The sequence below is a fragment of the Enterococcus sp. AZ177 genome (assembly GCF_050544585.1).
Taxonomy (GTDB): Bacteria; Bacillota; Bacilli; order Lactobacillales; family Enterococcaceae; genus Enterococcus_L; species Enterococcus_L plantarum.
Genome location: NZ_CP172944.1, coordinates 1981555 through 2005151, shown reverse-complemented (window position 1 = coordinate 2005151; position 23597 = coordinate 1981555). Strand labels below are relative to the sequence as shown.

At 37.0% G+C, this 23597-nt stretch carries 21 protein-coding genes; 16 read left to right on the top strand and 5 right to left on the bottom strand.

The genetic code is table 11. From position 1 onward, the window contains the following. Positions 1-48 precede the first annotated feature (48 nt). Together IGJ34_RS09855 and IGJ34_RS09850 are read left to right on the top strand one after the other, a co-directional pair. Positions 49-1347, top strand: a complete 1299-nt coding sequence (locus tag IGJ34_RS09855) for a Y-family DNA polymerase (RefSeq protein ID WP_206834025.1) — start codon at positions 49-51, stop codon at positions 1345-1347. Further along, positions 1344-1685 (top strand): hypothetical protein, encoded by a 342-nt coding sequence (locus IGJ34_RS09850; RefSeq protein WP_069655631.1) that lies wholly within the window; start codon positions 1344-1346, stop codon positions 1683-1685. Before IGJ34_RS09855 ends, IGJ34_RS09850 begins: the two co-directional genes overlap by 4 nt. A gap of 133 nt (positions 1686-1818) precedes the next feature. Here the strand turns inward: IGJ34_RS09850 and IGJ34_RS09845 are convergent, their stop codons facing one another. Both IGJ34_RS09845 and IGJ34_RS09840 read right to left on the bottom strand, forming a co-directional pair. Next, positions 1819-3033 carry a YdcF family protein gene (locus IGJ34_RS09845; RefSeq protein WP_069655632.1) on the bottom strand — a complete coding sequence of 405 codons (1215 nt, stop codon included), beginning with the start codon at positions 3031-3033 and terminating at the stop codon, positions 1819-1821. 207 nt (positions 3034-3240) lie between these two features. Beyond that, a complete protein-coding gene (locus IGJ34_RS09840; protein ID WP_430597367.1) occupies positions 3241-5091 on the bottom strand; it encodes an ATP-binding protein in 1851 nt (616 codons plus the stop codon). A 110-nt stretch (positions 5092-5201) separates the two neighbouring features. Here IGJ34_RS09840 and IGJ34_RS09835 point away from each other — a divergent pair, with 110 nt between their 5' ends. Beyond that, positions 5202-5930, top strand: coding sequence for a response regulator transcription factor (locus tag IGJ34_RS09835; protein WP_206834022.1), 729 nt, complete (start codon positions 5202-5204; stop codon positions 5928-5930). Between the two features lie 165 nt (positions 5931-6095). On the opposite strand, the gene citG is transcribed toward IGJ34_RS09835, so the two are convergent. From citG to IGJ34_RS09820, 3 genes are all read right to left on the bottom strand, one after another. Beyond that, the gene (citG, locus tag IGJ34_RS09830) at positions 6096-6983 is read right to left on the bottom strand and encodes a triphosphoribosyl-dephospho-CoA synthase CitG (protein WP_430597366.1); all 888 of its coding nucleotides are present in this window, start codon (positions 6981-6983) and stop codon (positions 6096-6098) included. Then, positions 6967-7671 carry a GntR family transcriptional regulator gene (locus IGJ34_RS09825; RefSeq protein WP_430597365.1) on the bottom strand — a complete coding sequence of 235 codons (705 nt, stop codon included), beginning with the start codon at positions 7669-7671 and terminating at the stop codon, positions 6967-6969. Before IGJ34_RS09825 ends, citG begins: the two co-directional genes overlap by 17 nt. Positions 7672-7801: 130 nt before the next feature. Then, positions 7802-9145, bottom strand: a complete 1344-nt coding sequence (locus IGJ34_RS09820) for a CitMHS family transporter (protein WP_430597364.1) — start codon at positions 9143-9145, stop codon at positions 7802-7804. Between the two features lie 399 nt (positions 9146-9544). On the opposite strand from IGJ34_RS09820, the gene IGJ34_RS09815 reads away from it, so the two are divergent. From IGJ34_RS09815 to icd, 13 genes are all read left to right on the top strand, one after another. Next, entirely contained in the window at positions 9545-9889 is a 345-nt protein-coding gene (locus IGJ34_RS09815) for a hypothetical protein (protein ID WP_069655638.1), read from the top strand. A 525-nt stretch (positions 9890-10414) separates the two neighbouring features. Further along, positions 10415-10795 carry an acetyl-CoA carboxylase biotin carboxyl carrier protein subunit gene (locus IGJ34_RS09810; RefSeq protein WP_069654459.1) on the top strand — a complete coding sequence of 127 codons (381 nt, stop codon included), beginning with the start codon at positions 10415-10417 and terminating at the stop codon, positions 10793-10795. A 44-nt stretch (positions 10796-10839) separates the two neighbouring features. Continuing rightward, positions 10840-11955 (top strand): sodium ion-translocating decarboxylase subunit beta, encoded by a 1116-nt coding sequence (locus IGJ34_RS09805; protein ID WP_430597363.1) that lies wholly within the window; start codon positions 10840-10842, stop codon positions 11953-11955. Positions 11956-11991: 36 nt separating this feature from the next. Further along, positions 11992-12117, top strand: coding sequence for an OadG-related small transporter subunit (locus tag IGJ34_RS09800; RefSeq protein ID WP_010760868.1), 126 nt, complete (start codon positions 11992-11994; stop codon positions 12115-12117). A 13-nt stretch (positions 12118-12130) separates the two neighbouring features. Then, a complete protein-coding gene (citC, locus tag IGJ34_RS09795; protein WP_430597362.1) occupies positions 12131-13126 on the top strand; it encodes a [citrate (pro-3S)-lyase] ligase in 996 nt (331 codons plus the stop codon). A 13-nt stretch (positions 13127-13139) separates the two neighbouring features. Beyond that, positions 13140-13448: a citrate lyase acyl carrier protein gene (gene citD / locus IGJ34_RS09790; protein WP_430597361.1), complete on the top strand. Its 309-nt coding sequence runs from the start codon at positions 13140-13142 to the stop codon at positions 13446-13448. Beyond that, a complete protein-coding gene (gene citE / locus IGJ34_RS09785; protein ID WP_430597360.1) occupies positions 13436-14323 on the top strand; it encodes a citrate (pro-3S)-lyase subunit beta in 888 nt (295 codons plus the stop codon). The genes citD and citE overlap by 13 nt, the downstream gene beginning before the upstream one ends. Position 14324: 1 nt before the next feature. Then, positions 14325-15854: a citrate lyase subunit alpha gene (gene citF, locus IGJ34_RS09780; RefSeq protein ID WP_430597359.1), complete on the top strand. Its 1530-nt coding sequence runs from the start codon at positions 14325-14327 to the stop codon at positions 15852-15854. Next, complete coding sequence (citX, locus tag IGJ34_RS09775; protein ID WP_430597358.1) at positions 15847-16389, top strand: citrate lyase holo-[acyl-carrier protein] synthase; 543 nt, start codon at positions 15847-15849, stop codon at positions 16387-16389. The genes citF and citX overlap by 8 nt, the downstream gene beginning before the upstream one ends. Beyond that, complete coding sequence (locus IGJ34_RS09770; RefSeq protein WP_430597357.1) at positions 16386-17777, top strand: oxaloacetate decarboxylase subunit alpha; 1392 nt, start codon at positions 16386-16388, stop codon at positions 17775-17777. The genes citX and IGJ34_RS09770 overlap by 4 nt, the downstream gene beginning before the upstream one ends. A 498-nt stretch (positions 17778-18275) precedes the next feature. Beyond that, entirely contained in the window at positions 18276-20984 is a 2709-nt protein-coding gene (gene acnA, locus IGJ34_RS09765; RefSeq protein ID WP_430597356.1) for an aconitate hydratase AcnA, read from the top strand. Between the two features lie 153 nt (positions 20985-21137). After that, entirely contained in the window at positions 21138-22283 is a 1146-nt protein-coding gene (locus tag IGJ34_RS09760; protein ID WP_430597355.1) for a citrate synthase, read from the top strand. After that, the gene (gene icd / locus IGJ34_RS09755; protein WP_430597354.1) at positions 22280-23557 is read left to right on the top strand and encodes an NADP-dependent isocitrate dehydrogenase; all 1278 of its coding nucleotides are present in this window, start codon (positions 22280-22282) and stop codon (positions 23555-23557) included. Before IGJ34_RS09760 ends, icd begins: the two co-directional genes overlap by 4 nt. Positions 23558-23597 lie beyond the last annotated feature (40 nt).

Sequence of the window (23597 nt, the reverse complement as noted above, 5' to 3'; positions counted from 1 at the left end):
CGCATGTTCGTATAATTAGGTATGGAATAAAACAAGGAGAGGAATGCTATGTTTTTTGATTATGAAAAAGAGCCTAGAAGAGTGATTTTTTGTATAGATGTAAAATCTTTTTACGCTTCAGTTGAATGCGTTGCGAGAGGATTTGATCCGCTTGAAAAAATGCTGGTCGTGATGAGTCATGCTGAAAATAGCGGGGGGATCGTTCTAGCTTCTTCTCCAAAGGCGAAGAAAGTTCTTGGTATCACCAATGTAACACGTAAATATGATGTACCAGATCACCCAGAATTAGTGATTGTTCCGCCACGAATGAATGAGTATATCAAGGAAAACATGAAAATCAATGATATCTACAAAGAATATGTAGCAGAGGAAGATTTACATATTTATTCAATCGATGAATCCTTTTTAGATGTAACGGCAAGCTGGAAATTATTTGGTCAAACACCGATAGAACTAGCTAAGATTATTCAGCAAAGAATCAAGAAAGAGACAGGACTAGCAATCACGGTCGGTATTGGCGACAATCCATTATTAGCTAAATTAGCGATGGATATTGATGCCAAGCATAATAAGGAGCGCTTAGCTAAATGGCATTATGAAGATGTAGCTGAAAAAATTTGGACAATTGAACCGATGTCTGAGATGTGGGGAATCGGTCAACGATTAGTGAAACGATTAAATAATTTAGGTATCCGTTCTATTTATGATCTGGCCCATGCAGATTTGACGAGTTTAAAACGAAATTTAGGGATTATTGGGGAACAGCTGTATGCCCATGCTCATGGTATCGATCGCAGCCGTTTATCTGAAAAATATATACCAGAAGAACGATCGTATAATAATTCTCAGATCTTGATGCGGGATTATTTAAGACAAGACGAAATCGAAGTCGTGATTCGAGAAATGGCAGAACAAGTAGCGGCAAGACTTAGAAAAGCTCAGTGTCAGACGGAGTGTGTCCATCTATCTGTCGGCTTTTCACGAGCCTCTAAGTCTGGTGGGGCAGGTTTTTCAAGGCAAATGAAAGTGCCTCTAACGAATAGTAGTAAGGTGTTGATTGACTATTGTTTGATGATTTTCAGACAGAATTGGCATGGAGAGGAAGTACGACATATTGGAATTACCTATTCCAAACTGAATTATAATACTTATGTACAATTAGATTTATTTCATGAACCAGATGAGCAGATGAAAGAACAAAAACTAGATCAATTGATTGATGAAATCCGTCAACGTTTTGGCTACGTTTCTTTAGTCCATGCAAGTTCAGTATCGTCTGGTGGTACAGCAATTTCAAGAGCATCATTAGTCGGTGGACATGCTGGAGGAATGGAGGGCTTGCAATGAGCAAGGAACGGGATTATTATTTTGAGCAATATCAAGATCGTAAAATGAAAAAATGGGCCGGTTTTTACTTGTCTGAACATACTGCGATGATTGAAAAAGAGAAAAAGAGACAGCCAACAAAAAAGAAAACTCAAATGAGTTGGATAGAAATTGATGCGGTATTAGCTCAGGCTTTTCAAAATCAAGTTGAAGTGATGATTCAAAAAGAAGAATTGGATTGTGAAGGGAATTATGGAGCGGATATTGTCGGGATGATTCAAGGACATGATGAGTTAGGTATTTATGTGGATGGTCACAAGATTGGCTATGACGAGATCCGTCATGTTCAGTTTCGTTAAAAAAAACGGATGTGATACAAAAGAAAAAATCACTTTTGTATCACACCCTAAATGCGAATAACTAGTTGGAGCAGAAGCAATCCCTTCTTATTTCTCGGAATTAAACGCATCTATCTCAGCCCCAGTTCAATTTTTAGTAATGGGAGACCAGAAAAAATTGAGCTAATGCTGAAAGGATCATCATTAAAGCAATCAAACCACATATAATTAAGTGGCGCCGTTTATGCATCATTACGATTGCAATGAATTCTCTTAAAAAAGCATTTGGCAAAAAGTAAAAGGCTGTTTTCGCACCAATTCCATCTGCTTTTAGATTGGCCATTTTTGCAAAAAGACCTGCACGAAACAGATGGAAATTATTAGTAGTGAAGAGGGCATGGAAGTCTGTTCCCCCAAAATCTGTTTCGATGATTTCTTTAGAAAATTTCATATTTTCTAAAGTATTTTTTGAATTTGTTTCAACTAAAATATCTTCTTCTGGAATTCCTTTTTCAAGAGCATAATGTTTCATTGCAAGACTTTCAGCGATATGTTCATCGTCCCCTTTGCCCCCGGACATAACAAGTTTAGGTGGATTTAAAGTAGCGCTGGATTGAGCTTTATAAAATTGAATGGCTTTTTCGATTCGTTTCCCTAATAGGGGCGGTACCGTTTTCCCATCAATCAAACCTGAACCTAAAACAATGATGTAATCTTGAGTATATTTAGGCTGATTGAATTGATAAATGACGGAAATCGTTAGAAAATTATAAAAAACGATAGAAAAATAAAACATAGTTAGTGGTAAAATCCCAAAGAGTAATGAGGCCCACTGTGGTAAAATTCGTGTTGAATAATGATTGAAAATCAGGAAGGCTGTTAAGCCAATGGCTAAAAGCAATGTCAACAAATTGGCTAAAGAATGACCTTCTTTCCGCATAACAACAATTGCATTCCAATACAAGAAAACAAGCAATGCATAAAGGCCAATCAAGAGAAGCACTAATAAGGCAATACCTGTGATTCCCGCCAAAATAATCAATAATGGATTGTATGTTCTAACAAGTAAGACACCCAAATAAGTCATGCCAATGAGTAGAAATAAATTGAACAATAATCCGTTTATCAATCTACGTTTTTCTTTAAAATAACTGAAAAGAAAAAGAAGTAAAAAGCTTGAGGGAATCAAAAAATAATAAGTGTGAAGCTGTGCTTCCAAATAAATGACATAGACGATAAAACAAATCGAAAACCAAAGCAATTCATAAAATTTCCAATCCTTGTTCAGCTTTTGCTGACGCCACTTTGGAATCGTGAACATGCCAATAAGATAAACAATACCAATGATAATACTAAAATAATTCCCCATAGTAGAACTCCTTCAATGAATGATTTCCTTATTAGTATAACGAAAAATGAGTGAAAAAAATACTATAACGTTTATTTTATACTACTCAGAAATGAGGACATCCAAATGAATAATGTTCAATATACTATAGCAAGTGAGTGTTAACACGCTTACTGGAGGCTAAAAACCGCAGAATAAATGTTCAGTATTGTGCGGTTTTTAGTCCAATTATTTGCAAGAGCAGACGGGAAACGTGATAAAAAAACTAGTTCCAGCGCCTTCTGTTGACTCTAATGAGAGATGCCATTCATATTTTGCAACGATTGAAGTCACTGCAAACAAACCAAGACCAGTACCTTCATCAGCAGATTTCGTTGTGAAGAAGGGTTCAAATATTTTTTCTCTTAACGTTGCTGGGATTCCAGAACCATTATCTGAGATTTCTAATGTAACAAATGTGTCAACATGATTCATTCGGTGATTATCAGCTTTTAAGAAATCCGTTAATTCTTTTGAAGCTGGGGCAACAACGATTTGAATCTTTTGCGGTTTGTTTAGGTTTTCTTTTGTTGCTTGATAGGCATTTGTGATCAAATTATAGATCAAATTCTGCAAATCGATTTCTTCTAATTTCGTGGTTCCCAAATTTTCTTGAATAGATAGGGTCAGTTGAACTTTTTTTGGAATAATTTCTCCAATCAAATGAATAGCTACACCAATAGCCGCTGAGATATCGATCCATTCCTGAACACTTTTTTGAGTTTTAGAAAAGCGTAGGACATTTGACGAAAGTTGTTTTCCTTTTTGAGCAGAATGTAAAATTTCTTCTAAATCAGCCTCTAATACTGGATCATCGCTATGTTCTTCTAGTAACAATTGGGTGTTGCCGATGATTGGTGTTAAAAAATTATTCATATCATGGACGATTGAGGTCGTTAGTAAACCAACTGTTTCCATTTTATTTCGTTGATATAATTCTAATTCAAGTTGATGTTGAATTTTTTGTTGTTTTTGTTTTTCGATCAGTTGCCGATTTTCTGCTTCAATCGTTTCTTTTTTTCTGAAATTATGAATAAAAAGCGAGCAAATAATGATCAATAGTAATAATAGGACTAAAAGAAAAGATAAAGCGATCACAAAATTAAGGATAGCGTCATTTCGTTCATTATAATCCGCGTTGATTGCAACGACCCAATGTGCAAGGCCAACATCGATCCATTGAAATGCGCTGATTTTCAAGACTTCTCTTGGTATGTCTTCATCCCACCAATAAGAGTTGTAGGTCAATTTTCCGGAAGGATGATTGAGTTGATATTTTTCCAAGCGTTTTAAATCAGAATAATCGAAGTCAGGGTAAATTTTTTCTCGGTCTTTGATAATATCTAAACCGACTTGCTCCTTTACTGGATGCATGACAACTGTCATTGATTGATCTTTGATCATCGGGTAGCCTTTATACCCTACTTCAAAATCTTGTAGAAAATTCTTATAGAAAGCCTCTAATTTTAGCGGTAAAATCAAATAACCATCGATATCGCCAGAAGAAGTTTTAATTTCCTGATAAAAATTAACATACGCTTTTTTATTGATAAAATAAGAGTCCCCATTTTGTGCGGTTGGTTTAGCCAAAAGCTGTTTTAAAGATAGATCATGGCTAATAAATGGGCGAATGGTTTGAAGGTCAGCAATTGATACTTGTTTGTTTTTAGAATCCCAGTGAAATGCGTATAGAGGTGTTCCATCTGGTTTCATGTAAAAAAGTGCATCTGCTTCATCATTTAATGATTCAAAAAATGTATTCAAAGAAGAAGAGCTATTTTCGAGATAAGTTGCAGGGGTATCACTGTTCTTTAAGTTCCCATCAATAGCCAGATAATTGAGTGCTTGGTGTCGATTTTTCATAGAAAGTTGTATCACTTTTCCAACATATTCTGTCGATTGCAATAAAAAATCTTGTCCACTGGCGGTAGTTGTTTTGCGAATGACGGAAAACCCGCGAATTGCAAAGAAAACTGACACAACAATAAAGACGATCATTGCGGCTATCATGATGTTCACAATTCTATTCGTTCGTTTCATTGGTCTAGCTCCTTTTAACATTTGTTCGCAACTTAACAAGTTCATGTTGAAATGTAAAGATAATTCCGCTATTGTATAGATAATGTAAAAACAATAATGAGGTGTGTACGTTGCGTAACGAAAAAATTTTAGTGGTAGATGATGATCCTGCAATTCGCCGGTTGATTTGGAAGTCGCTTCAGTCGACGGGATTGTTGGTCTATCAAAGTGATACGATTGAGAAAACATTAGATATCATGAACCGAGTGACGTTTCAATTATTTCTCTTAGATGTAAGTTTAGAACATGAAAATGATGGGTATCATTTGGCTCAGCTGATTCGAGAACGTCAACCTTTGACACCGATTATATTTGTTAGTGGGAAAAAAAGCGAGCAAGATATTATCAGTGGTCTAGAATCTGGAGGGGATGTGTATCTTTCTAAACCATTTGCACCGAATGTTTTACGAGCCCAAGTCGTTAATATATTAAACCGAACAGAACAGTTATTGACATTAAGTCAGCAACGTGAAGAAACGATGCTGCGAGATGGAATTTTTTCATTTGATAAAAATCAATATCAATTTAGTAAAAATGGTGAAATTGTAAATATGACTTCTAAAGAAATCATGATGATTTTATTTTTCATGGAAAATCCTTATCAAGTGTTTAGTAAAGAACAGATATATGCTAGTGTTTGGAGCGATGGAGAGTTGGATAAAAATTTGATCACCGTATATATTAATTACTTAAGAAATAAAATCGAAGATGACCCCAAAAAACCGAGATACTTACAAACTGTTTGGGGCATCGGCTATCTTTTTAATCCAGAAGGGAAAGAGTCTGGTGCAAATGCGTAGCTTTAGGACACTCTATTTATAAAATGACATTGAGAAAGAAGTGTTTCACTCCGAGAAATAAGAGGATGTACTTCTGCTCCCAACGTCTATTCGGATTCCTTGAGACAGAGGTATGACTCGTAGAGTTATATCTCTGTTTCGTTTGTGATTGATACTATGTAACCCTTAAAATAACCCTTCTAACCGACCAAAAAAGAAACTTAGTGCTAATAAATCAGCTGATCCGCCAGGGCTAAGATTTTCACTGATCAGCTGTTGATCAAACAGAATCATCGCCTCTTCGAGATCTTTCACTGAGCAATTTAAGGAAAACATCTCTAACAATTCAGTCGCTTGCTTTTTGACCTTTTGCCAAGCTATGATCCCACCGCGGTTAATGACATTAGAATCTTCAGTCGTGCTCATTAAATGAAGTAACAGCAGTAGGAATAGGAGGCGTAGATCACTAGTTTGATGCTGTCTTAAAAAAGGTAAGGTTTTATTTTTAAGTGTAGGATATCCTAATTCCGCTTCGCCCCTAATCCCAACGATTCCGTGTTCTAAATACAATTTTTCACCATAACTTAATTGTTGTTTTTTAGCTAAACCACTAAAATCTTTTGAAAGTAATCCTTGTGTCATTTGCTTTACATAATTGAAAACGGTTGACGTATCTTCTTTTGAAAAAGGGATTTTAAGTTGTTGATCATGTATTATTTTTCCCGTTGCACTCAAAAGTAAAGCGAAAGAAAAATTAGCTCCTTTATGGGTATTGACGCCATTGGTTTGACTCAGCATAGCCAATTCAGCTTGTTGCCCGAGTGTCCGAACTTTTTCAAATAATTCTAAAGGCGTACCGTCATGAGTAGTTCCTAAATGGACATACTCACTAAGAAAGGGATCAAGGGCAGTGCTACTATCAATAAAAGTAAAATAATTCATATCTACATGTGCACCACAGCTTGTAGGATCGACCAGGCCTGGTTTAGGATATAAGGCAGCTTCATATAATAAAGCTTGTAAAGCAAATTCGCCAATTACTTTTGGGGTAGTCTTTTTATGTTGTTCTTTCATTTAAATGTTTGTCCATTTCTTTGAGAATAAAAGTTTGAGAATAATCTAAATGCTCTGTAATTAATAATTTCAATTGCTCTTCTTCGTGGTTTATCATACAGTTATAAATCAACCAATGCTCTTTCAAAGCCTTGTCTCGTCGATCTTTAGAACGGATCGAGATATCTCGAAAATAAACGAGGTATTCACGTAATTTTATAACGATTGATTTTAACCGTAGCATTTTACTTTTTTTATAAATCAATTCATTGAAATCAGAAAATTTTTGTAATACCTGATCGATTTCATCGGCTTCATTAAATCGTTCTGTATCTTCGAGCAACTCTTTCAATTCATCAAAATCCTCAGCTGACATTTCTTTCATCGCCGTGATTGTTGCTAAGACATCCAACGATTTTCTTATAGCATAAATTTCGTTGGCATCATTGAGTGAAATTCCTCGAACGATAATACCCACACCACGAACATAATCAACAAGTCCTTCTTCCACAAGCTTTTGTAAAGCATAGCGAATAGGGGTCCGACTAATATTCATCACTTCAGAAAATTCTTTTTCATTGATTCGTTGCCCGGCTGGAATTTCGCCAAGAATAATTGTTTTTCTAAATGCTTTGTAAACAAGTTCTTTTAAAGGTTCGTTTATGCTTAAATCTAAATTTTTTCCGACTGCTTCTGATAGTGAACTCATCTGATTACTCCTCTTCTGAATTAATAGTAGAAAAATAAATAACTATTTTTATTCTATAGTGCTAAGAAAAAGATCAGAAAATCGCACAATTCTTTTTATAAAATATGCGATTTTCAGTAAATAAGAATGGCTATTGTGGAATATAAAGAGGCATATGGCCAGTCAAAACAATCGTTACTACAAAGATAACGAAGATTCCTAATGCCCATTTAGCTGCTTCTTTTTGCCATTGTCCCATATCTAAACCAGTTAAACGAAGTAACAAGTAAATGAAAGCGACCAATGGACTTAACAAGTGGAATGCTTGTCCCATCAATGAAGCCAACGCCATTTGCATATCAGTAAAGCCATATGCGCGTCCTGCTTCTGCTAAAACAGGTAAGACACCGAAATAAAACCCATCATTCGAGATAAAGAAGGTACCAGGAGCTGAAATTACTGCGATTACTAAGCCCCAGAAACCAGCTAATTGATTTGGAATGATTTTTGTAAAACTTTGAGCTAATGCATCTGCCATGCCAGTCCCTTGGAAAAGACCCATGAAGACGCCCGCGGCAAAAACCAAGATAACGACTTGAACAGCATCGCCACCGTTTGCACCGATCCGTTTAGATTGATCTTTTAAAACTGGATAGTTGACCATCAACGCTACAACAGTACCAGTCAAGAATAATAATAATGGTGGTAAACCAAGACCAACAAATGAATCTGTAACAAGCAACGCAATCAATGCAATCGTTAAAATAGCATTGAATAACCAAATCTTAGGACGACGAATTGCTAATGTTTCTTCGGCTGTCACAGTGGTCATTGCATCGATTTCTTCATCTGTTAGCTGTTTGATTCCAAGACGAGCACGTTCTTTTCGTCCCATAGAAGGTGCCACGATGAAGATTACATAAAGCAATGCAATGATCATTCCAGGAATGAGATAAGCCAAAATTTCAGCACCTACATTCAATACGCTCATCGCACGAGCTGTTGGCCCGCCCCAAGGAAGTAAATTCATGATCGTGTTTTGCAAAATAACCAAAACACCTAAGTTCATCAATTTCATATCTAATTTTTTATAGATAGGAATAAAAGCAGAACAGCAAATCAAGGTAGTCGTGGTTCCATCTCCGTTAAGTGAAACAGCTGCCGCAACAACGGCCGTTGCGATCAACACTTTCATTGGATCGCCTTTAGCAATATGAATCATTTTTTTCGTGATTGGGTCAAATAACCCAGCATCCAACATGATTGAAAAATAAAGAATGGCAAACAATAACATAATACCCGTAGTGGATGTTGTTTTGATTCCTTCCATAACAAAGTCTCCAATAGAGCCCTTCTTAGAAACTCCTGCAAACATTGCAATCAAAGCAAAAATCAGTGGAATCAAAACCAAAGCTGTAAACGGTGACATTTTCTTTTTCATGATGACAAACATGAAGACGATGATCATCACATAAGACAAAACAGTTAATAACATTTTTTTCTCTCCTTCAACACTAAATTCGTTTTCCGAAACAATCGGGCGTCTCTTTGTGATGTTGGGTCTACAGAAAAATAACAGTAAGGAAAAATTAGAAAGCCCTTTCTTGTTTCGTTAACAATGCTAAGTTTAATCTAAGCAAGTGGAGATAAACAGAAGCCAAGCAGAAAAAGAACACCAAAAAAACACAAATGATAGCGGTTTCTTAAAGAGATGTTAACAAGATGTTAATAAAATATTAAATGCTTGTAAACGTTGATATATCAATGTTTTTATGAGTTTTAGTCGTTTTTTACTAAAGAGGAACAGTGAAAGAACAATTTTAGCTCAATGATTTCATTTTATTGTAATCGTTTTTATCTATAATGAATCCATAAACAGAAAGGATGTGAGTTCATGGGGCTATTTGAACGACTGTTTAATAAAGAGATAACAGAAACAAAAATAGAGGAAACGCCACTTTCACCTATTAGAGAAGAAAAAAATGAGTGGCAAGAAATTGCAGGATATATTCCAGTAGAAAGTGAAGAACATCAAGTTGTTTCATTGATTGCGACAGCAATAGCTGCAGGAGATCGTCCAGAAAGTACGTTCATCGTTAAACGAATTTCAAAAAGAAATCCAGAAGCACAGCTAGTCTCTGTGATCGCTACTAGCATTGCATCAGCTGATCACGCAGAGAGTCAGTTTGTTATTCAGTCTATTAAAGAAAAAAAGGCTGTTTCGTTTTTCATTATTTAGCAAAAGAAACCTTGTTGCAGATGTGTTATCTAGTTCCATAGGCTAGCTCTTCGGAAAAAAGATAAAAATTGAATGTGACAAAAAGCATCACAGTCAATTTTTCCTATTTTTCAGTCAGAGCTGGACGAGCCCATTATACTTTTGTGTTATCTAGTTCCACGGGCTAGCTCTTCGGAAAAAAGATAAAAATTGAATGTGACAAAAAGCATCGTAGTCAATTTTTCCTATTTTTCAGTCAGAGCTGGACGAGCCCATTATACTTTTGTGTTATCTAGTTCCACGGGCTAGCTCTTCGGAAAAAAGATAAAAATTGAATGTGACAAAAAGCATCACAGTCAATTTTTCCTATTTTTCAGTCAGAGCTGGACGAGCCCATTATACTTTTGTGTTATCTAGTTTCATAGGCTAGCTCTTCGGAAAAAAGATAAATAATGAAAGAGGCAAAAAGCACCTCAGTCATAATTTCCTATTTTTCAGTCGAGACGAAACGAGCCTATTACACTTTTAATTTTAGGAGGAAAAAAAATGTTACGTAAGTTCAAAATTTCAATCGATGGGAAAGAGTATTTAGTAGAAATGGAAGAAGTTGGCGGTGTGCCACAAGCACCGATCGCCGCACCAGTTACACCAGCAGCAGCTCCAACACCTGAACCGGTCGAGCAAGCAACACCCCCAGCAAGTACACCAGCTGGAAATGATGCGATGCCATCCCCTATGCCTGGAACAATCTTGAACATTTTAGTATCTGTTGGGGACACCGTACAAGAAAATCAACCGCTAATGATTCTGGAAGCAATGAAAATGGAAAATGAAATCGTAGCTGGAAAAACTGGAACAGTCACAGGGATTCATGTCCAACAAGGTGATATGGTCAATCCTGGCGAACCATTAATTACAATCGGTTAAATAAGAAAAAAGAAGTCTAATTTTAAAAAGAGGAAGTGACGTTTGTGGAGACATTAATTGAAGGCGTAGTAGGAATGGGGCAGGAACCTGGTCGTATTGTAATGATGGTGATCGGTGGTATCTTGATGTACTTAGGTATCAAAAAGGAGTACGAACCTACATTACTTGTGCCAATGGGATTAGGTACGATTTTAGTCAATTTTCCCAATTCGGGTGTATTAAGTGCTGGTGGAGAAGCAGGTCCGTTTCAAGTGTTGTTTGATATGGGAATTTCGACGGAGTTATTTCCGTTGTTATTATTTATCGGTATTGGGGCTATGATTGATTTTGGTCCTTTGTTACAAAATCCATTCTTATTATTGTTTGGTGCAGCCGCTCAATTTGGGATTTTCTTTACGATTATTGCGGCAGTTTTATTAGGATTTGATTTAAATGATGCTGCTTCTATCGGAATTATCGGAGCAGCAGATGGTCCAACATCTATTTTCGTTGCGAACACCTTGAATTCGAAATATATGGGCGCAATTATGGTGGCAGCTTATTCTTATATGGCCTTGGTTCCTATTATTCAGCCAGTGGCGATTAAAGCTGTTACTACGAAAAAAGAACGCAAAATCCGCATGACCTATCGTGCTGGCGAAGTATCACAAATAGCGAAGATTTTATTTCCTATCGTGATTACGATTGTCGCTGGATTGGTAGCACCAGTTTCTCTTCCATTAGTTGGGTTCTTGATGTTTGGGAATTTACTACGTGAATGTGGTGTCTTGGATCGTTTATCCGTGACAGCGCAAAATGAGCTTGTAAACATCATCAGTATTGTGCTAGGGTTAGCGATTTCAGTAAAAATGCAGTACGAAGAATTTTTACAAATTGATACATTAATGGTTATTGGTCTGGGGTTAGTTGCCTTTGTAATGGACTCAGTTGGTGGGGTATTGTTTGCTAAATTATTGAATTTGTTTAGAAAAGAAAAAATTAATCCTATGATTGGTGCTGCAGGAATTTCAGCATTTCCGATGTCTAGTCGAGTGATTCAAAAAATGGCAACAGACGAAGATCCACAAAACTTCATTTTAATGCATGCTGCTGGTGCAAATGTGTCTGGACAGATCGCGTCTGTTATTGCGGGCGGCTTGTTATTAGCGTTGCTTGCGTAGCGTTTTGAATAGAAGAAAAGGAAAGGAGCTTGGCTCATGTCAGCTGATTTATTAAAATCATTAGAACTATTAGTTTTTGGTTGGGGTGGCGTGTTTGTGGTCATTTTTGTGATTTACTTTGCGTCGTTTATGCTAAATAAATTATTTCCACCGAAAAGCTAGGAAGTGTTAAACAATGGATATCAGAAGAATTTGGCTTGATCGAGATGGGGTAGGAAAACAGCAGTGGTCAGATTTTCTGATGAAAGCTGATCTGATACCTGATGATCAGCTAGACTTTACAATCGGCATTTACGATCAGGAGAAGCTTATTGGAACAGGATCGCTTTTTCAAAATATTTTAAAATGTATTGCAATCGATTCTTCTTATCAAAATGAAAATCTGCTCTCTCGAATTGTTCAAGCATTAAGAGAACAATTGCAGGAAATAGGCTATCACCATTACTTTTTATATACAAAGCCAAAAACCAGTAAGCTGTTTCGTTCTTTAGGTTTTACTGAAATTACAGCAACAACTGAACTGGTTTTTATGGAGCAGGGATTTCCTGATTTTGAAGACTATTTAACGGAACTCAAAAAGCATCGGACAAAGACGAAGGACAATGCAGCCATTGTAATGAATGCTAATCCATTTACAAAGGGTCATTTATATTTAGTGACAGAAGCAGCTAAAACTGCCGAGACGGTTTATCTCTTTGTTTTGTCTGAGGAACGTTCGCTATTTAATGCAAAGACACGTTTTACCTTGGTAAAAGAAGGCGTTAGCCATTTATCAAATGTGGTCGTTTTACCAACAAGAGAATACATGGTGTCCAGTGCGACCTTCCCATCTTATTTTTTGAAAGATCAGGCGAAGGCAAGTATTGCGCAAGTTCAGGCTGTTTTGGATGCCACTTTATTTAAAGAAAAGATTGCTTCTATTTTATCGATAACAACTAGATTTGTTGGAGAAGAGCCATTTTCAGAAGTAACGAAAATTTACAATCAGGCAATGAAAAAGACCTTTGGTTCCCAGCCAAATCTAGTTATTTTACCAAGAAAACAAATTGGTGAAGAGGTTGTCAGCGCGACCAAAGTACGAGCTTTAATGGAACAGGGAAATTACACAGCAATCAAACCTCTTGTTCCACCCAAAACGTTTGAAGAAATAATCAAACAAAAAAATAAGTAACGGGGTGTATATTTTGGAAATCAAACAAAACGCATCTGCTGGTACAACTGAATCAAGCGATATTATGATTACAATTGGAAAAAACAGTGGACAAGGAATTCAAATTGAACTAGACAGCAGTGTTGAAAAGCAATTTGGACGTCAAATTCGTGAAAAAATACAAGAGACCTTGAATCAGTTGTCTGTTACGAATGCGAAGGTTCAGGCAATTGATAAGGGCGCATTGGATTGTACTATTCAAGCTCGAACGGTGGCAGCTGTTTATCGCGCTGCTAATGAAGAAAATGTAGACTGGCAGGTGTTAAATACATGGAACGTTTAAGAAGAACCATGATGTTTGTACCTGGAGCAAATGCTTCAATGCTAAGAGATGCGACGTTATACGGTGCTGATTCGTTGATGTTTGACCTTGAAGATGCGGTTTCATTAAAAGAAAAAGATAGTGCACGTTTACTTGTCTATCATGCCTTGAGAACATTTGATTATTCTTCTGTAGAAACGGTTGTCCGAATCAACGGATTAGATACAGTGGGGCGTCAAGACGTTGAAGCAATGGTTTTATCAGGTGTAGATGTGATTCGTTTGCCAAAAACTGAAACGGCACAAGATATTGTTGATGTAGAGGCAGTAATCACAGAAATGGAAACAAAATATGGCATCGCTGTTGGGACAACTAAAATGATGGCGGCAGTTGAATCGGCTGAAGGTGTTTTAAATGCTCGTGAAATTGCGCTTGCAAGTGATCGATTGATCGGTATTGCGCTGGGTGCAGAAGATTATGTAACCAATATGAAAACACACCGCTATCCAAATGGGCAAGAATTATTTTTTGCCCGAAGCTTTATCCTCCATTCAGCAAGAGCGGCAGGCATCGCGGCAATCGATACGGTGTACTCAGATGTAGAGAATACAGAAGGATTTCTTGCAGAAGTTGAGTTGATCAAGCAGTTAGGCTTTGACGGTAAATCTGTCATCAATCCACGTCAAATTCCGTTAGTAAATAGTGTATATGAACCAAGTGAAAAAGAAATTCAAAATGCGAAAGAAGTGATCTGGGGGATTAGAGAAGCAGAAGCGAAAGGTTCAGGCGTCATTTCAGTTAATGGAAAAATGGTCGATAAACCAATTGTTGAACGTGCAGAGCGAGTAATTGCTTTAGCTATTGCAGCAAAATTAATTTCTGAGGAGGAAGTCTAAAATGAAAAATAACGTAGGCAAAGAAATTCCAGATAATTATGCTGAACAATATGGTTTATTCAAAGGGGAACTAGCCAATATTCGTGAATACAAAGAAGCTAGCCGTAAGATTAAACCTGTTAGACCAAGAGATACGAAGCTACTAAGTAGTTTAAGAGAAGCTATTGAAAAAACAGGATTAAAAGATGGTATGACAATTTCTTTCCATCATCATTTTAGAGAAGGCGATTTTGTTATGAATATGGTTCTAAAAGAAATCGCGGCTTTAGGAATCAAAAATCTATCGATTGCACCTAGCTCCATCGCAAATGTTCATGAACCGTTAATTGAGCATATCAAAAATGGTGTAGTAACGAATATTACATCTAGTGGATTACGAGATAAAGTTGGTGCTGCGATTTCTGAAGGAATCATGGGAAATCCAGTTGTGATCCGTTCTCATGGTGGTCGTGCGAGAGCAATCGCTACTGGCGATATCCATATTGATGTGGCCTTTCTAGGTGCACCAAGCTCAGATGCATACGGCAATGTAAATGGAACCAAAGGCAAAGCCACATGTGGCTCATTAGGCTATGCGATGATCGATGCGAAGTATGCCGATCAAGTAGTCGTGATTACAGATAGCTTGATGCCGTATCCAAATACACCAATCAGTATCCCGCAAACCGATGTAGACTTTGTCGTAGAAGTTGAGGCAATCGGTGATCCAAATGGCATTGCTAAAGGAGCAACTCGTTTTACTAAGAATCCTAAAGAACTATTGATTGCAGAATATGCAGCAAAAGTGATTACGCATTCGCCTTATTATAAAAATGGTTTTTCTTTTCAAACAGGAACTGGCGGAGCAGCGTTAGCCGTTTCTAGATTTTTGAAAGACGCCATGGTCAAAGATGGTATCACAGCAAGCTTTGCTTTAGGTGGTATTACAAATGCAATGGTTGAGTTATTAGAAGAAGGATTAGTTGAAAAAATTATAGATGTTCAAGATTTTGATCATCCATCTGCCGTTTCTTTAGGTAATAATGAAAATCATTACGAAATAGATGCAACTATGTATGCTTCGCCATTAAGTAAAGGTTCTGTGATCAATCAACTAGATACAGCAATCCTTTCAGCACTGGAAATCGATACGAATTTCAATGTGAACGTTATTACGGGATCGGATGGTGTCATTCGTGGCGCATCTGGCGGACATTCAGATACTAGTGCTGCTTGTAAGATGAGCTTAGTGATTGCACCGTTGATTAGAGGACGAATTCCGACGATCGTTGAAGAAGTGAATACAGTGGTAACACCAGGTAGCAGCATTGATGTGGTGGTGACAGAAGTTGGGATTGCGATTAATCCAGAACGTCAGGACCTAGTAGAACATTTTAGAACATTAGACGTTCCACAATTAACAATGAAAGAACTACAAGAAAAAGCCTACAGCATTGTGGATAGACCAGATGCTATCGAGTATGGGGATAAAGTAGTTGCATTGATCGAATACCGTGATGGGTCAATTATCGATGTGGTCAGAAATGTCTAAATGCTATCTACAGGGGGAAGCGATTACGTTGTTAGAAATGCTGGATGCAAGAGAAAAACGAGTAACAATTCAGCAAGAATTTTTACAAAAGTACCCTACAAGTGCTTTATTAAGCGCTACGATGAATATTCCAGGACCTGTAAAAAACAATGAGCAGCTAAGACTGGCCTTTTTAACTGTCATTAAAGAGCTAGAGTCTCTTTTTCCTCCTAAAAAAATAGCTGCTGGTAAACAACGAGAATTAAAAACAGGTTCTGAATATTATTTGGCCCTTAATGAAGCACCAGAAGAACTGAAAAGAAAAGTCATTGAAATCGAAGAAACACATCCTTTAGGGCGTTTGATGGATTTGGACGTAATTTATTTAAAGAATCATACCTGCCATTCCATTAGTCGTACGGAACTAAATTACAAACCAAGAACTTGTTTTATCTGCGAAGAAGAAGCCAAAGTTTGTGGAAGACAGAGAAAGCATAGCATAGCAGAAATGCAAGAAACAATCAGTCAACTTATTGAGAAAGGAAAGATGAAATGACAAAAAAAATCCTTTTTACAGAAACTGTTTTGCGGGATGGTCAACAAAGCCAGATTGCCACAAGAATGCCGACAAGTGATATGTTGCCAATCATTCAAACTCTAGATGAAGCAGGCTATCATGCTCTAGAAGTGTGGGGCGGTGCAACGTTTGATGCCTGTATTCGCTTTTTGAATGAAGATCCCTGGGAACGATTAAGAGCAATTCGAAAAGCTGTTAAAAATACAAAGCTACAAATGCTTTTACGAGGACAAAATTTACTTGGTTATAAAAATTATGCCGATGATGTTGTAGAAGCTTTTGTTCAAAAATCAATCGAGAACGGTATCGATATTATCCGTGTCTTTGATGCGCTAAATGATACTAGAAATCTACAAACGTCAATTGAAGCAACCAAAAAATTCGGCGGTCATTGTCAACCAGCTATTTCCTATACGACGAGTGATTTTCATACAATCGACTATTTTGTAGGATTGACCACAGAATTGGAAAAAATGGGCGCTGACTCGATTTGTATTAAAGATATGGCGGGAATCTTGACACCAGATGATGCGTATCGTTTAGTTACGGAAATCAAAAATAAAATTCAAGTACCGCTAGAAGTTCATACACATGCAACAAGTGGAATTTCAGAAATGACCTATCTAAAAGCCGTTGAAGCAGGAGCAGATATTATTGACACCGCTATTTCGTCATTTTCCGGTGGAACAAGTCAACCAGCTACAGAATCAATGGCACTTGCATTGGAGAATTTAGGATACGATACACACTTAGACATGAAGAAAGTGGCTGAAGTGGCCGATTATTTTAATCCGATTCGTGATAAATTCAGAGAAGAAGGATTGCTGAACCCTAAAGTGAAAGATACGGAGCCAAAAACATTGATTTACAAAGTACCTGGAGGCATGCTGTCTAATTTATTGAGCCAACTGACAGAGCAAGGACTAGCGGATAAATACGAAGAAGTGTTAAAAGAAGTACCAAAAGTTCGTGCCGATTTAGGTTATCCACCGCTTGTAACACCGTTATCACAAATGGTTGGGACACAAGCCGTTATGAATGTAATCAGTGGAGAACGTTATAAAATGATCCCAAAAGAAATTAAAGAGTATGTCAAAGGACTTTATGGAAAACCACCTGTGGCAATTTCAGAGACAATGACAAATTTAATCATTGGTGAAGAAGAAGTAATCACAGTTAGACCTGCTGACCTATTGGCGCCAGAACTTCCAACCTATGAAAAAGAAATTGAACTGTATGCAAAATCAACAGAAGATGTTTTGATATATGCGTTATTCCCACAACAGGGAAAAGATTTCTTAGGCAGAAGAGACGATCGATTTTATGATGTTCCTTTGCAAGAAGTGAGTGTTACATTGGATATTTAATGAAAAGGAGTTGTAAAATCAGACGATTTTGCAACTTTTTTTTATGACTGTTTAAAGGATTTTTTGAAAGAAATAAATTTTTTTCATATTACATGAAAACGATAAAAGTTACTTGAAATCGGTCAAATAGTACTTAGTAAATGTTATCTGTGTTAAGGTGTTTTTTTGTTTTTTTATGATGGGTTTTAGATTAAAAAAAAATGTGAGAAATATGTTATATAGCTAATTATTATTGTGTAAATACGTTTGGAAATTGATTATACCTTTATATATGAGGATTTTTATTATATGACATAATTATGCCGTAGATATGTTAATTAATATAACTTTTCTCATCGTTAGAAAGGTTTACTTTTAAGGATTATGCCGTTATAATGGCTAAAATCAAGTCATATGTAAGATGGCCGTATAGGTTTTATTTTTGGTACAGTACATAAATATGAATTAGATTATTTAGTAAAACAAGTTCGTTTTTCTCAATCGTTGAATTTAGGAGGGATGTTTTTGATTACCAACAAAAAATCATCAAATGCTTTTTTTGAGTTGAATCATCAGATGTATCATTACTATTCGCTTGCGTCATTAGAAACGGAAGGTCATTCTTTTGTTGCTAAGTTACCGTTTAGTATTCGTGTGTTACTAGAATCATTATTAAGGCAGTCAAATCATAATGGAATCACAGAAGAACATATTAAACAATTAGCCAATTGGTCGGCGAATCAGCCGAATAAAGGTGAAGTCCCATTCAAACCAGCTCGAGTGATTCTTCAAGATTTTACAGGCGTTCCAGCTATAGTCGATTTAGCCTCTTTACGAAAAACAATTGCTGATTTTGGCGGTGATCCAACCAAAATCAATCCCGAAGTTCCTGTTGATTTAGTTGTTGACCATTCAGTGCAAGTAGATGTAGCTGGAGTAAAACAAGCACTACAGTTAAATATGAAAATGGAGTTTCAACGCAATCAAGAGCGTTATCGCTTTTTAAGCTGGGCGCAAAAAGTATTTGATAATTATCGTGTTGTTCCACCTGCAACCGGAATCGTCCACCAAGTCAACATTGAATATCTGGCAACGGTTGTGACGCAAAAAAAACAAGCAGATGATACGATTTTACTTTACCCTGACACGCTAGTTGGGACGGATTCCCATACGACAATGGTCAATGCATTAGGTGTTTTAGGCTGGGGTGTTGGTGGAATTGAAGCAGAAGCAAGTATGCTTGGCGAACCGTCTTATTTTCCTATCCCAGATGTTGTTGGTGTCCGTTTTGTGAATGAACTATCACAAGGTGCTACAGCGACAGATCTAGCCTTAAAGGTAACGCAAGTATTAAGAAAACAAAAGGTTGTCGGCAAATTTGTAGAATTCTTTGGTTCAGGGTTAATTAGTTTAAGCTTGGCCGATCGAGCAACTGTCGCAAATATGGCACCCGAATATGGCGCGACCTGCGGTTTTTTCCCTGTAGATGATGAAACAATTCGTTATCTGCGACTAACAGGAAGAGAAGAACAGAACGTAGCGGTAGCTGAACGTTATCTAAAAGAAAACCAATTATTTTATGATCCAAAAAACGATCAAGAACCTAATTATACAAAGGTGATCGAAATCGATCTAAGCGAGATAGAAGCCAACCTTGCTGGCCCAAAACGACCACAAGATTTGGTCCCGCTATCTGAAATGAAAACAGCATTTGAACATGCGGTGAAAGCGCCAACTGGATTGCAAGGCTTTGGTCTCACAGAAAAACAGTTGACAGAAAATGTGACGTTAGAGTTAGAAGGAGAACGGCATCAATTAAAGCCTGGAGCAATTGCAATTGCAGCGATTACTTCATGTACGAATACCTCGAATCCATTCGTTATGTTGAGTGCAGGCTTAGTAGCTAAAAAGGCTGCATTGCTTGGTTTAAACGTACCAAATTATGTAAAAACGTCTTTAGCTCCAGGTTCAAAAGTTGTGACAGCCTATCTAAAAAAAGCAGGTTTACTGCCTTATTTAGAACAGTTAGGTTTTCATCTTGTTGGGTATGGTTGTACGACTTGCATTGGTAATTCGGGAGCATTGAAGCCGGAAGTCGAAGATGTAATCAAAGAAAATGATTTATTAACTGCGGGTGTTTTAAGTGGAAACCGTAATTTTGAAGGACGTATTCATCCTTTAGTGAAAGCTAATTATCTGGCATCTCCGCCACTGGTTGTTTTATATGCACTTGCTGGAACAGTCGATATTGATGTATTCAACGAACCAATTGGAATTGGAGAAAACGGTATACCAATTTATTTCAATGATATTTGGCCGTCCAGAGATGAAATTCAAGCATTGATCGACGAATGTGTTACGCCCGAACTTTACCAAGCAGAATATGCACGGGTTTTTAGTGACAATGAAGAATGGAATCAGATTGAAACGAACGATGAACCTTTGTATGGCTGGGAAGAGGAATCAACCTATATTGCAAATCCGCCCTATTTTACGAAAATGACAAAAGAAAGAGAACCGAGAAGACCTTTGAAACGATTAGCTGTCTTAGCGAAGTTTGGCGATTCAGTTACAACTGATCATATTTCGCCAGCTGGAAGTATTCAAAAAACTAGCCCTGCAGGTCAATATTTGATTGATAGAGGCGTTGAGGTCCGCGAATTTAATTCTTATGGCGCCAGACGTGGCCACCATGAGGTGATGATGAGAGGAACGTTAGCTAACATTCGTATTCGTAATCAATTGGTTCCAGAGGTAGAAGGTGGCTATACGATCTTTATGCCAACGAACGAAAGAATGGCGATCTACGATGCTGCGATGAATTATCAAAAACAAGGAACAAAACTTGTGATTTTAGCAGGTGACGATTATGGTATGGGTTCTTCAAGAGACTGGGCGGCTAAAGGAGTTCAGTTACTTGGTGTCGAAGCTGTGATTGCCAAAAGTTATGAACGGATTCATCGTTCGAATTTAGTAATGATGGGTGTATTACCATTACAATTCAAACCAGGTGAAGATGCGGATAATTTAGGTTTAACAGGAACTGAGTTATTTGATATTGACATTGATGAAACAAAAGGGATTTTGGATACGGTAAAAGTAACTGCGAGTAAGTCAAATGGAGAAGTAATTGAATTTGAGACAGTTCTTCGTTTTGATTCAGCAGTTGATATCACCTATTATCAACATGGTGGGATTTTACCGATGGTCATCCGTAAAAAACTTTAAAATGATCGTTAAAACAATTAAAACATAATAAAAAGCCTGTTTTGCCATCTAGTGTCTAGCGATGCAGGCTAAAATTTCGGGAAGTAGAAAAATATGAATGAGGCAAAAAAGTACCTCAGTCATATTTTTCTATTACATTAAGGAGGAGCTTGGATGGAGATTCACAAAGGCTTAGAAGGTGTCGTAGTTTCTGAAACAAAAATCAGCTCGATCGTAGAAAATCAGCTATTGTTTGCAGGAGTTAATATTGATGATTTAGTAGCAGAGAATGCACAGTTTGAAGAAGTGATTTATCTATTATGGTTTTTGAAAATACCGACAAATCAAGAATTAAAGATATTTAAAAAAGAATTATCTGTTCAAATGCCAATATCTGATACGATTATTACATGTTTAAAAATTCAAACACGTCAGAATCTTCATCCTATGAGTGTTTTACGGTCAACGATTTCACTATTAGGGGTATTTGATCCAAATGCTGAAGCGACAGATGAACGATCAACGTATCAGCAAAGCCTTGCATTACAGGCAAAAATGCCAACGATTATTGCGGCTTATGCAAGGCTAAGAAAAGGTTTAGACCCAATTCCTCCAAAAAATAATTTATCGATTGCGGCAAATTTTCTTTATATGCTGACTGGAAAAGAAGCAGAAGAAGTACAGATTTCGGCCATGAATCAAGCATTAGTCTTGCATGCTGATCATGATTTAAATGCAAGTACGTTCACCGCAAGAGTCTGTGCTTCTACATTGTCAGATGCTTATTCATGCATTACAGCTGCAATTGGTTCTTTAAAAGGGCCACTGCATGGTGGCGCAAACGAAAAAGTGTTTGATATGTTGAAAGAAATTGATTCCAACAATCTAAATGTTGAAGAGTACTTAAATCGAAAACTAGATCGAAAAGAAAAAGTCATGGGTTTTGGGCACCGTGTATACAAAACAGAAGATCCAAGAAAGAAACATTTAAAAAAACTAGCAAAAGAGCTAACGTCAATCACCCAAAAAGAACAATGGTATTTTTTATCGTGTCAAGTGGAGCGCTATTTAAAAGAGACCAAAGGATTGATTCCAAATGTCGATTTTTATTCTGCTACGGTTTATCATTGTATGGATATCGATAGTGACTTATTTACGTTGATTTTTGCTATGAGTCGTGTTTCTGGCTGGTTAGGTCATATTGATGAACAGAAAAAAGATGATTGCTTGATTCGTCCGCGTTCACATTATATTGGTCCGAAACAGTTAGAGTATAATAGAATAAACACCGAATTACATCCAGGAGGAATGGAAGCATGATAAATGGAGAAAAAATTGGGTTTGAAAATAAAAAATTAGTTGTTCCAAACTATCCAATCATTCCTTTTATAGAAGGTGACGGAATTGGACCTGAAATTTGGCAGGCTGCTAAAAATGTATTTGACGCCGCGGTTTATAAGGCGTATAAAGGAGAACGTAAAATTATTTGGCAAGAAGTTTTAGCAGGTGAAAAAGCGTTCAATGAAACTGGGAGTTGGTTGCCAGAAGAGACGTTGGAAACCATCAAAACGCATCTCGTTGCAATCAAAGGCCCACTAACAACACCAATTGGGGGCGGTTTTCGTTCGTTGAATGTAGCATTGCGGCAAGAGCTAGACTTATATATTTGCTACCGACCAGTACGTTACTTTGATGGAGTGCCTTCTCCGTTAAAGCATCCAGAAAAGACAGATATGATGATCTTTAGAGAAAATACAGAAGATATTTATGCAGGAATCGAATTTTTAGCTGAAAGTCCTGAAGCAAAAAAATTGATTACATATTTAAACAAAGAGTTTGGTGTCAATAAGATTCGCTTTCCTGAAACATCGGCGATCGGGATCAAACCTGTTTCTAAAGAAGGAACAGAACGTTTAGTTCGAGGTGCAATTAAACACGCATTAAAGAATAAGCGAAAATCAGTCACACTTGTTCATAAAGGTAATATTATGAAATTTACAGAAGGGGGCTTTAAAAACTGGGGCTATGCTTTAGCCGAAAATGAATTTGGAGACAAAGTATTTACATGGCAAACCTATTTGAAAATCAAAGAGGAGTCAGGTAACGTTATAGCAGATCAACAATTAGCAACTGCTGAAAAGGAAGGTAAATTGATTATTAAAGATCGCATTGCCGACATCTTCTTACAAGATATTTTGCTTCATCCTGAAAATTATGATGTAATTGCAACTTTGAATTTAAATGGAGACTACATTTCAGATGCATTAGCGGCTCAAGTTGGTGGAATTGGGATTGCACCAGGGGCTAATTTGAACTTGGTAACGGGACATGGAATCTTCGAAGCAACGCATGGAACAGCACCAGAATTTGCCGGATTAAATCAATTGAATCCATCATCTTTACTTTTATCTGGAGTATTAATGTTTGATTATTTAGGTTGGAGCGAGGTTAGTGAGTTCATTACAAGAAGTATTGAAGAGGCATTGGTGAACAAAACAGTAACGAAAGATTTTGCAGACCAAATGGAGGGGGCAACTGTATTAAGTTGTTCCGATTTTGGAGAAGTATTAGTCCAATTAATAAAAAGCAACTAGCAATAAAGAGGTCGGGACAAACACCCATGAGGGCGATCGC

What these genes read in the sequence shown, in the direction of transcription:
- IGJ34_RS09820 (WP_430597364.1), bottom strand. Translation starts at nt 9,145, where the DNA reads ATGTTATTAACTGTTTTGTCTTATGTGATGATCATCGTCTTCATGTTT.
- IGJ34_RS09850 (WP_069655631.1), top strand. Translation starts at nt 1,344, where the DNA reads ATGAGCAAGGAACGGGATTATTATTTTGAGCAATATCAAGATCGTAAA.
- IGJ34_RS09845 (WP_069655632.1), bottom strand. Translation starts at nt 3,033, where the DNA reads ATGGGGAATTATTTTAGTATTATCATTGGTATTGTTTATCTTATTGGC.
- icd (WP_430597354.1), top strand. Translation starts at nt 22,280, where the DNA reads ATGATAAATGGAGAAAAAATTGGGTTTGAAAATAAAAAATTAGTTGTT.
- citE (WP_430597360.1), top strand. Translation starts at nt 13,436, where the DNA reads ATGGAACGTTTAAGAAGAACCATGATGTTTGTACCTGGAGCAAATGCT.
- IGJ34_RS09800 (WP_010760868.1), top strand. Translation starts at nt 11,992, where the DNA reads ATGTCAGCTGATTTATTAAAATCATTAGAACTATTAGTTTTTGGTTGG.
- IGJ34_RS09825 (WP_430597365.1), bottom strand. Translation starts at nt 7,671, where the DNA reads ATGAGTTCACTATCAGAAGCAGTCGGAAAAAATTTAGATTTAAGCATA.
- IGJ34_RS09840 (WP_430597367.1), bottom strand. Translation starts at nt 5,091, where the DNA reads ATGAAACGAACGAATAGAATTGTGAACATCATGATAGCCGCAATGATC.
- IGJ34_RS09810 (WP_069654459.1), top strand. Translation starts at nt 10,415, where the DNA reads ATGTTACGTAAGTTCAAAATTTCAATCGATGGGAAAGAGTATTTAGTA.
- citF (WP_430597359.1), top strand. Translation starts at nt 14,325, where the DNA reads ATGAAAAATAACGTAGGCAAAGAAATTCCAGATAATTATGCTGAACAA.
- IGJ34_RS09855 (WP_206834025.1), top strand. Translation starts at nt 49, where the DNA reads ATGTTTTTTGATTATGAAAAAGAGCCTAGAAGAGTGATTTTTTGTATA.
- IGJ34_RS09760 (WP_430597355.1), top strand. Translation starts at nt 21,138, where the DNA reads ATGGAGATTCACAAAGGCTTAGAAGGTGTCGTAGTTTCTGAAACAAAA.
- acnA (WP_430597356.1), top strand. Translation starts at nt 18,276, where the DNA reads ATGTTTTTGATTACCAACAAAAAATCATCAAATGCTTTTTTTGAGTTG.
- citG (WP_430597366.1), bottom strand. Translation starts at nt 6,983, where the DNA reads ATGAAAGAACAACATAAAAAGACTACCCCAAAAGTAATTGGCGAATTT.
- citC (WP_430597362.1), top strand. Translation starts at nt 12,131, where the DNA reads ATGGATATCAGAAGAATTTGGCTTGATCGAGATGGGGTAGGAAAACAG.
- IGJ34_RS09770 (WP_430597357.1), top strand. Translation starts at nt 16,386, where the DNA reads ATGACAAAAAAAATCCTTTTTACAGAAACTGTTTTGCGGGATGGTCAA.
- citX (WP_430597358.1), top strand. Translation starts at nt 15,847, where the DNA reads ATGTCTAAATGCTATCTACAGGGGGAAGCGATTACGTTGTTAGAAATG.
- IGJ34_RS09815 (WP_069655638.1), top strand. Translation starts at nt 9,545, where the DNA reads ATGGGGCTATTTGAACGACTGTTTAATAAAGAGATAACAGAAACAAAA.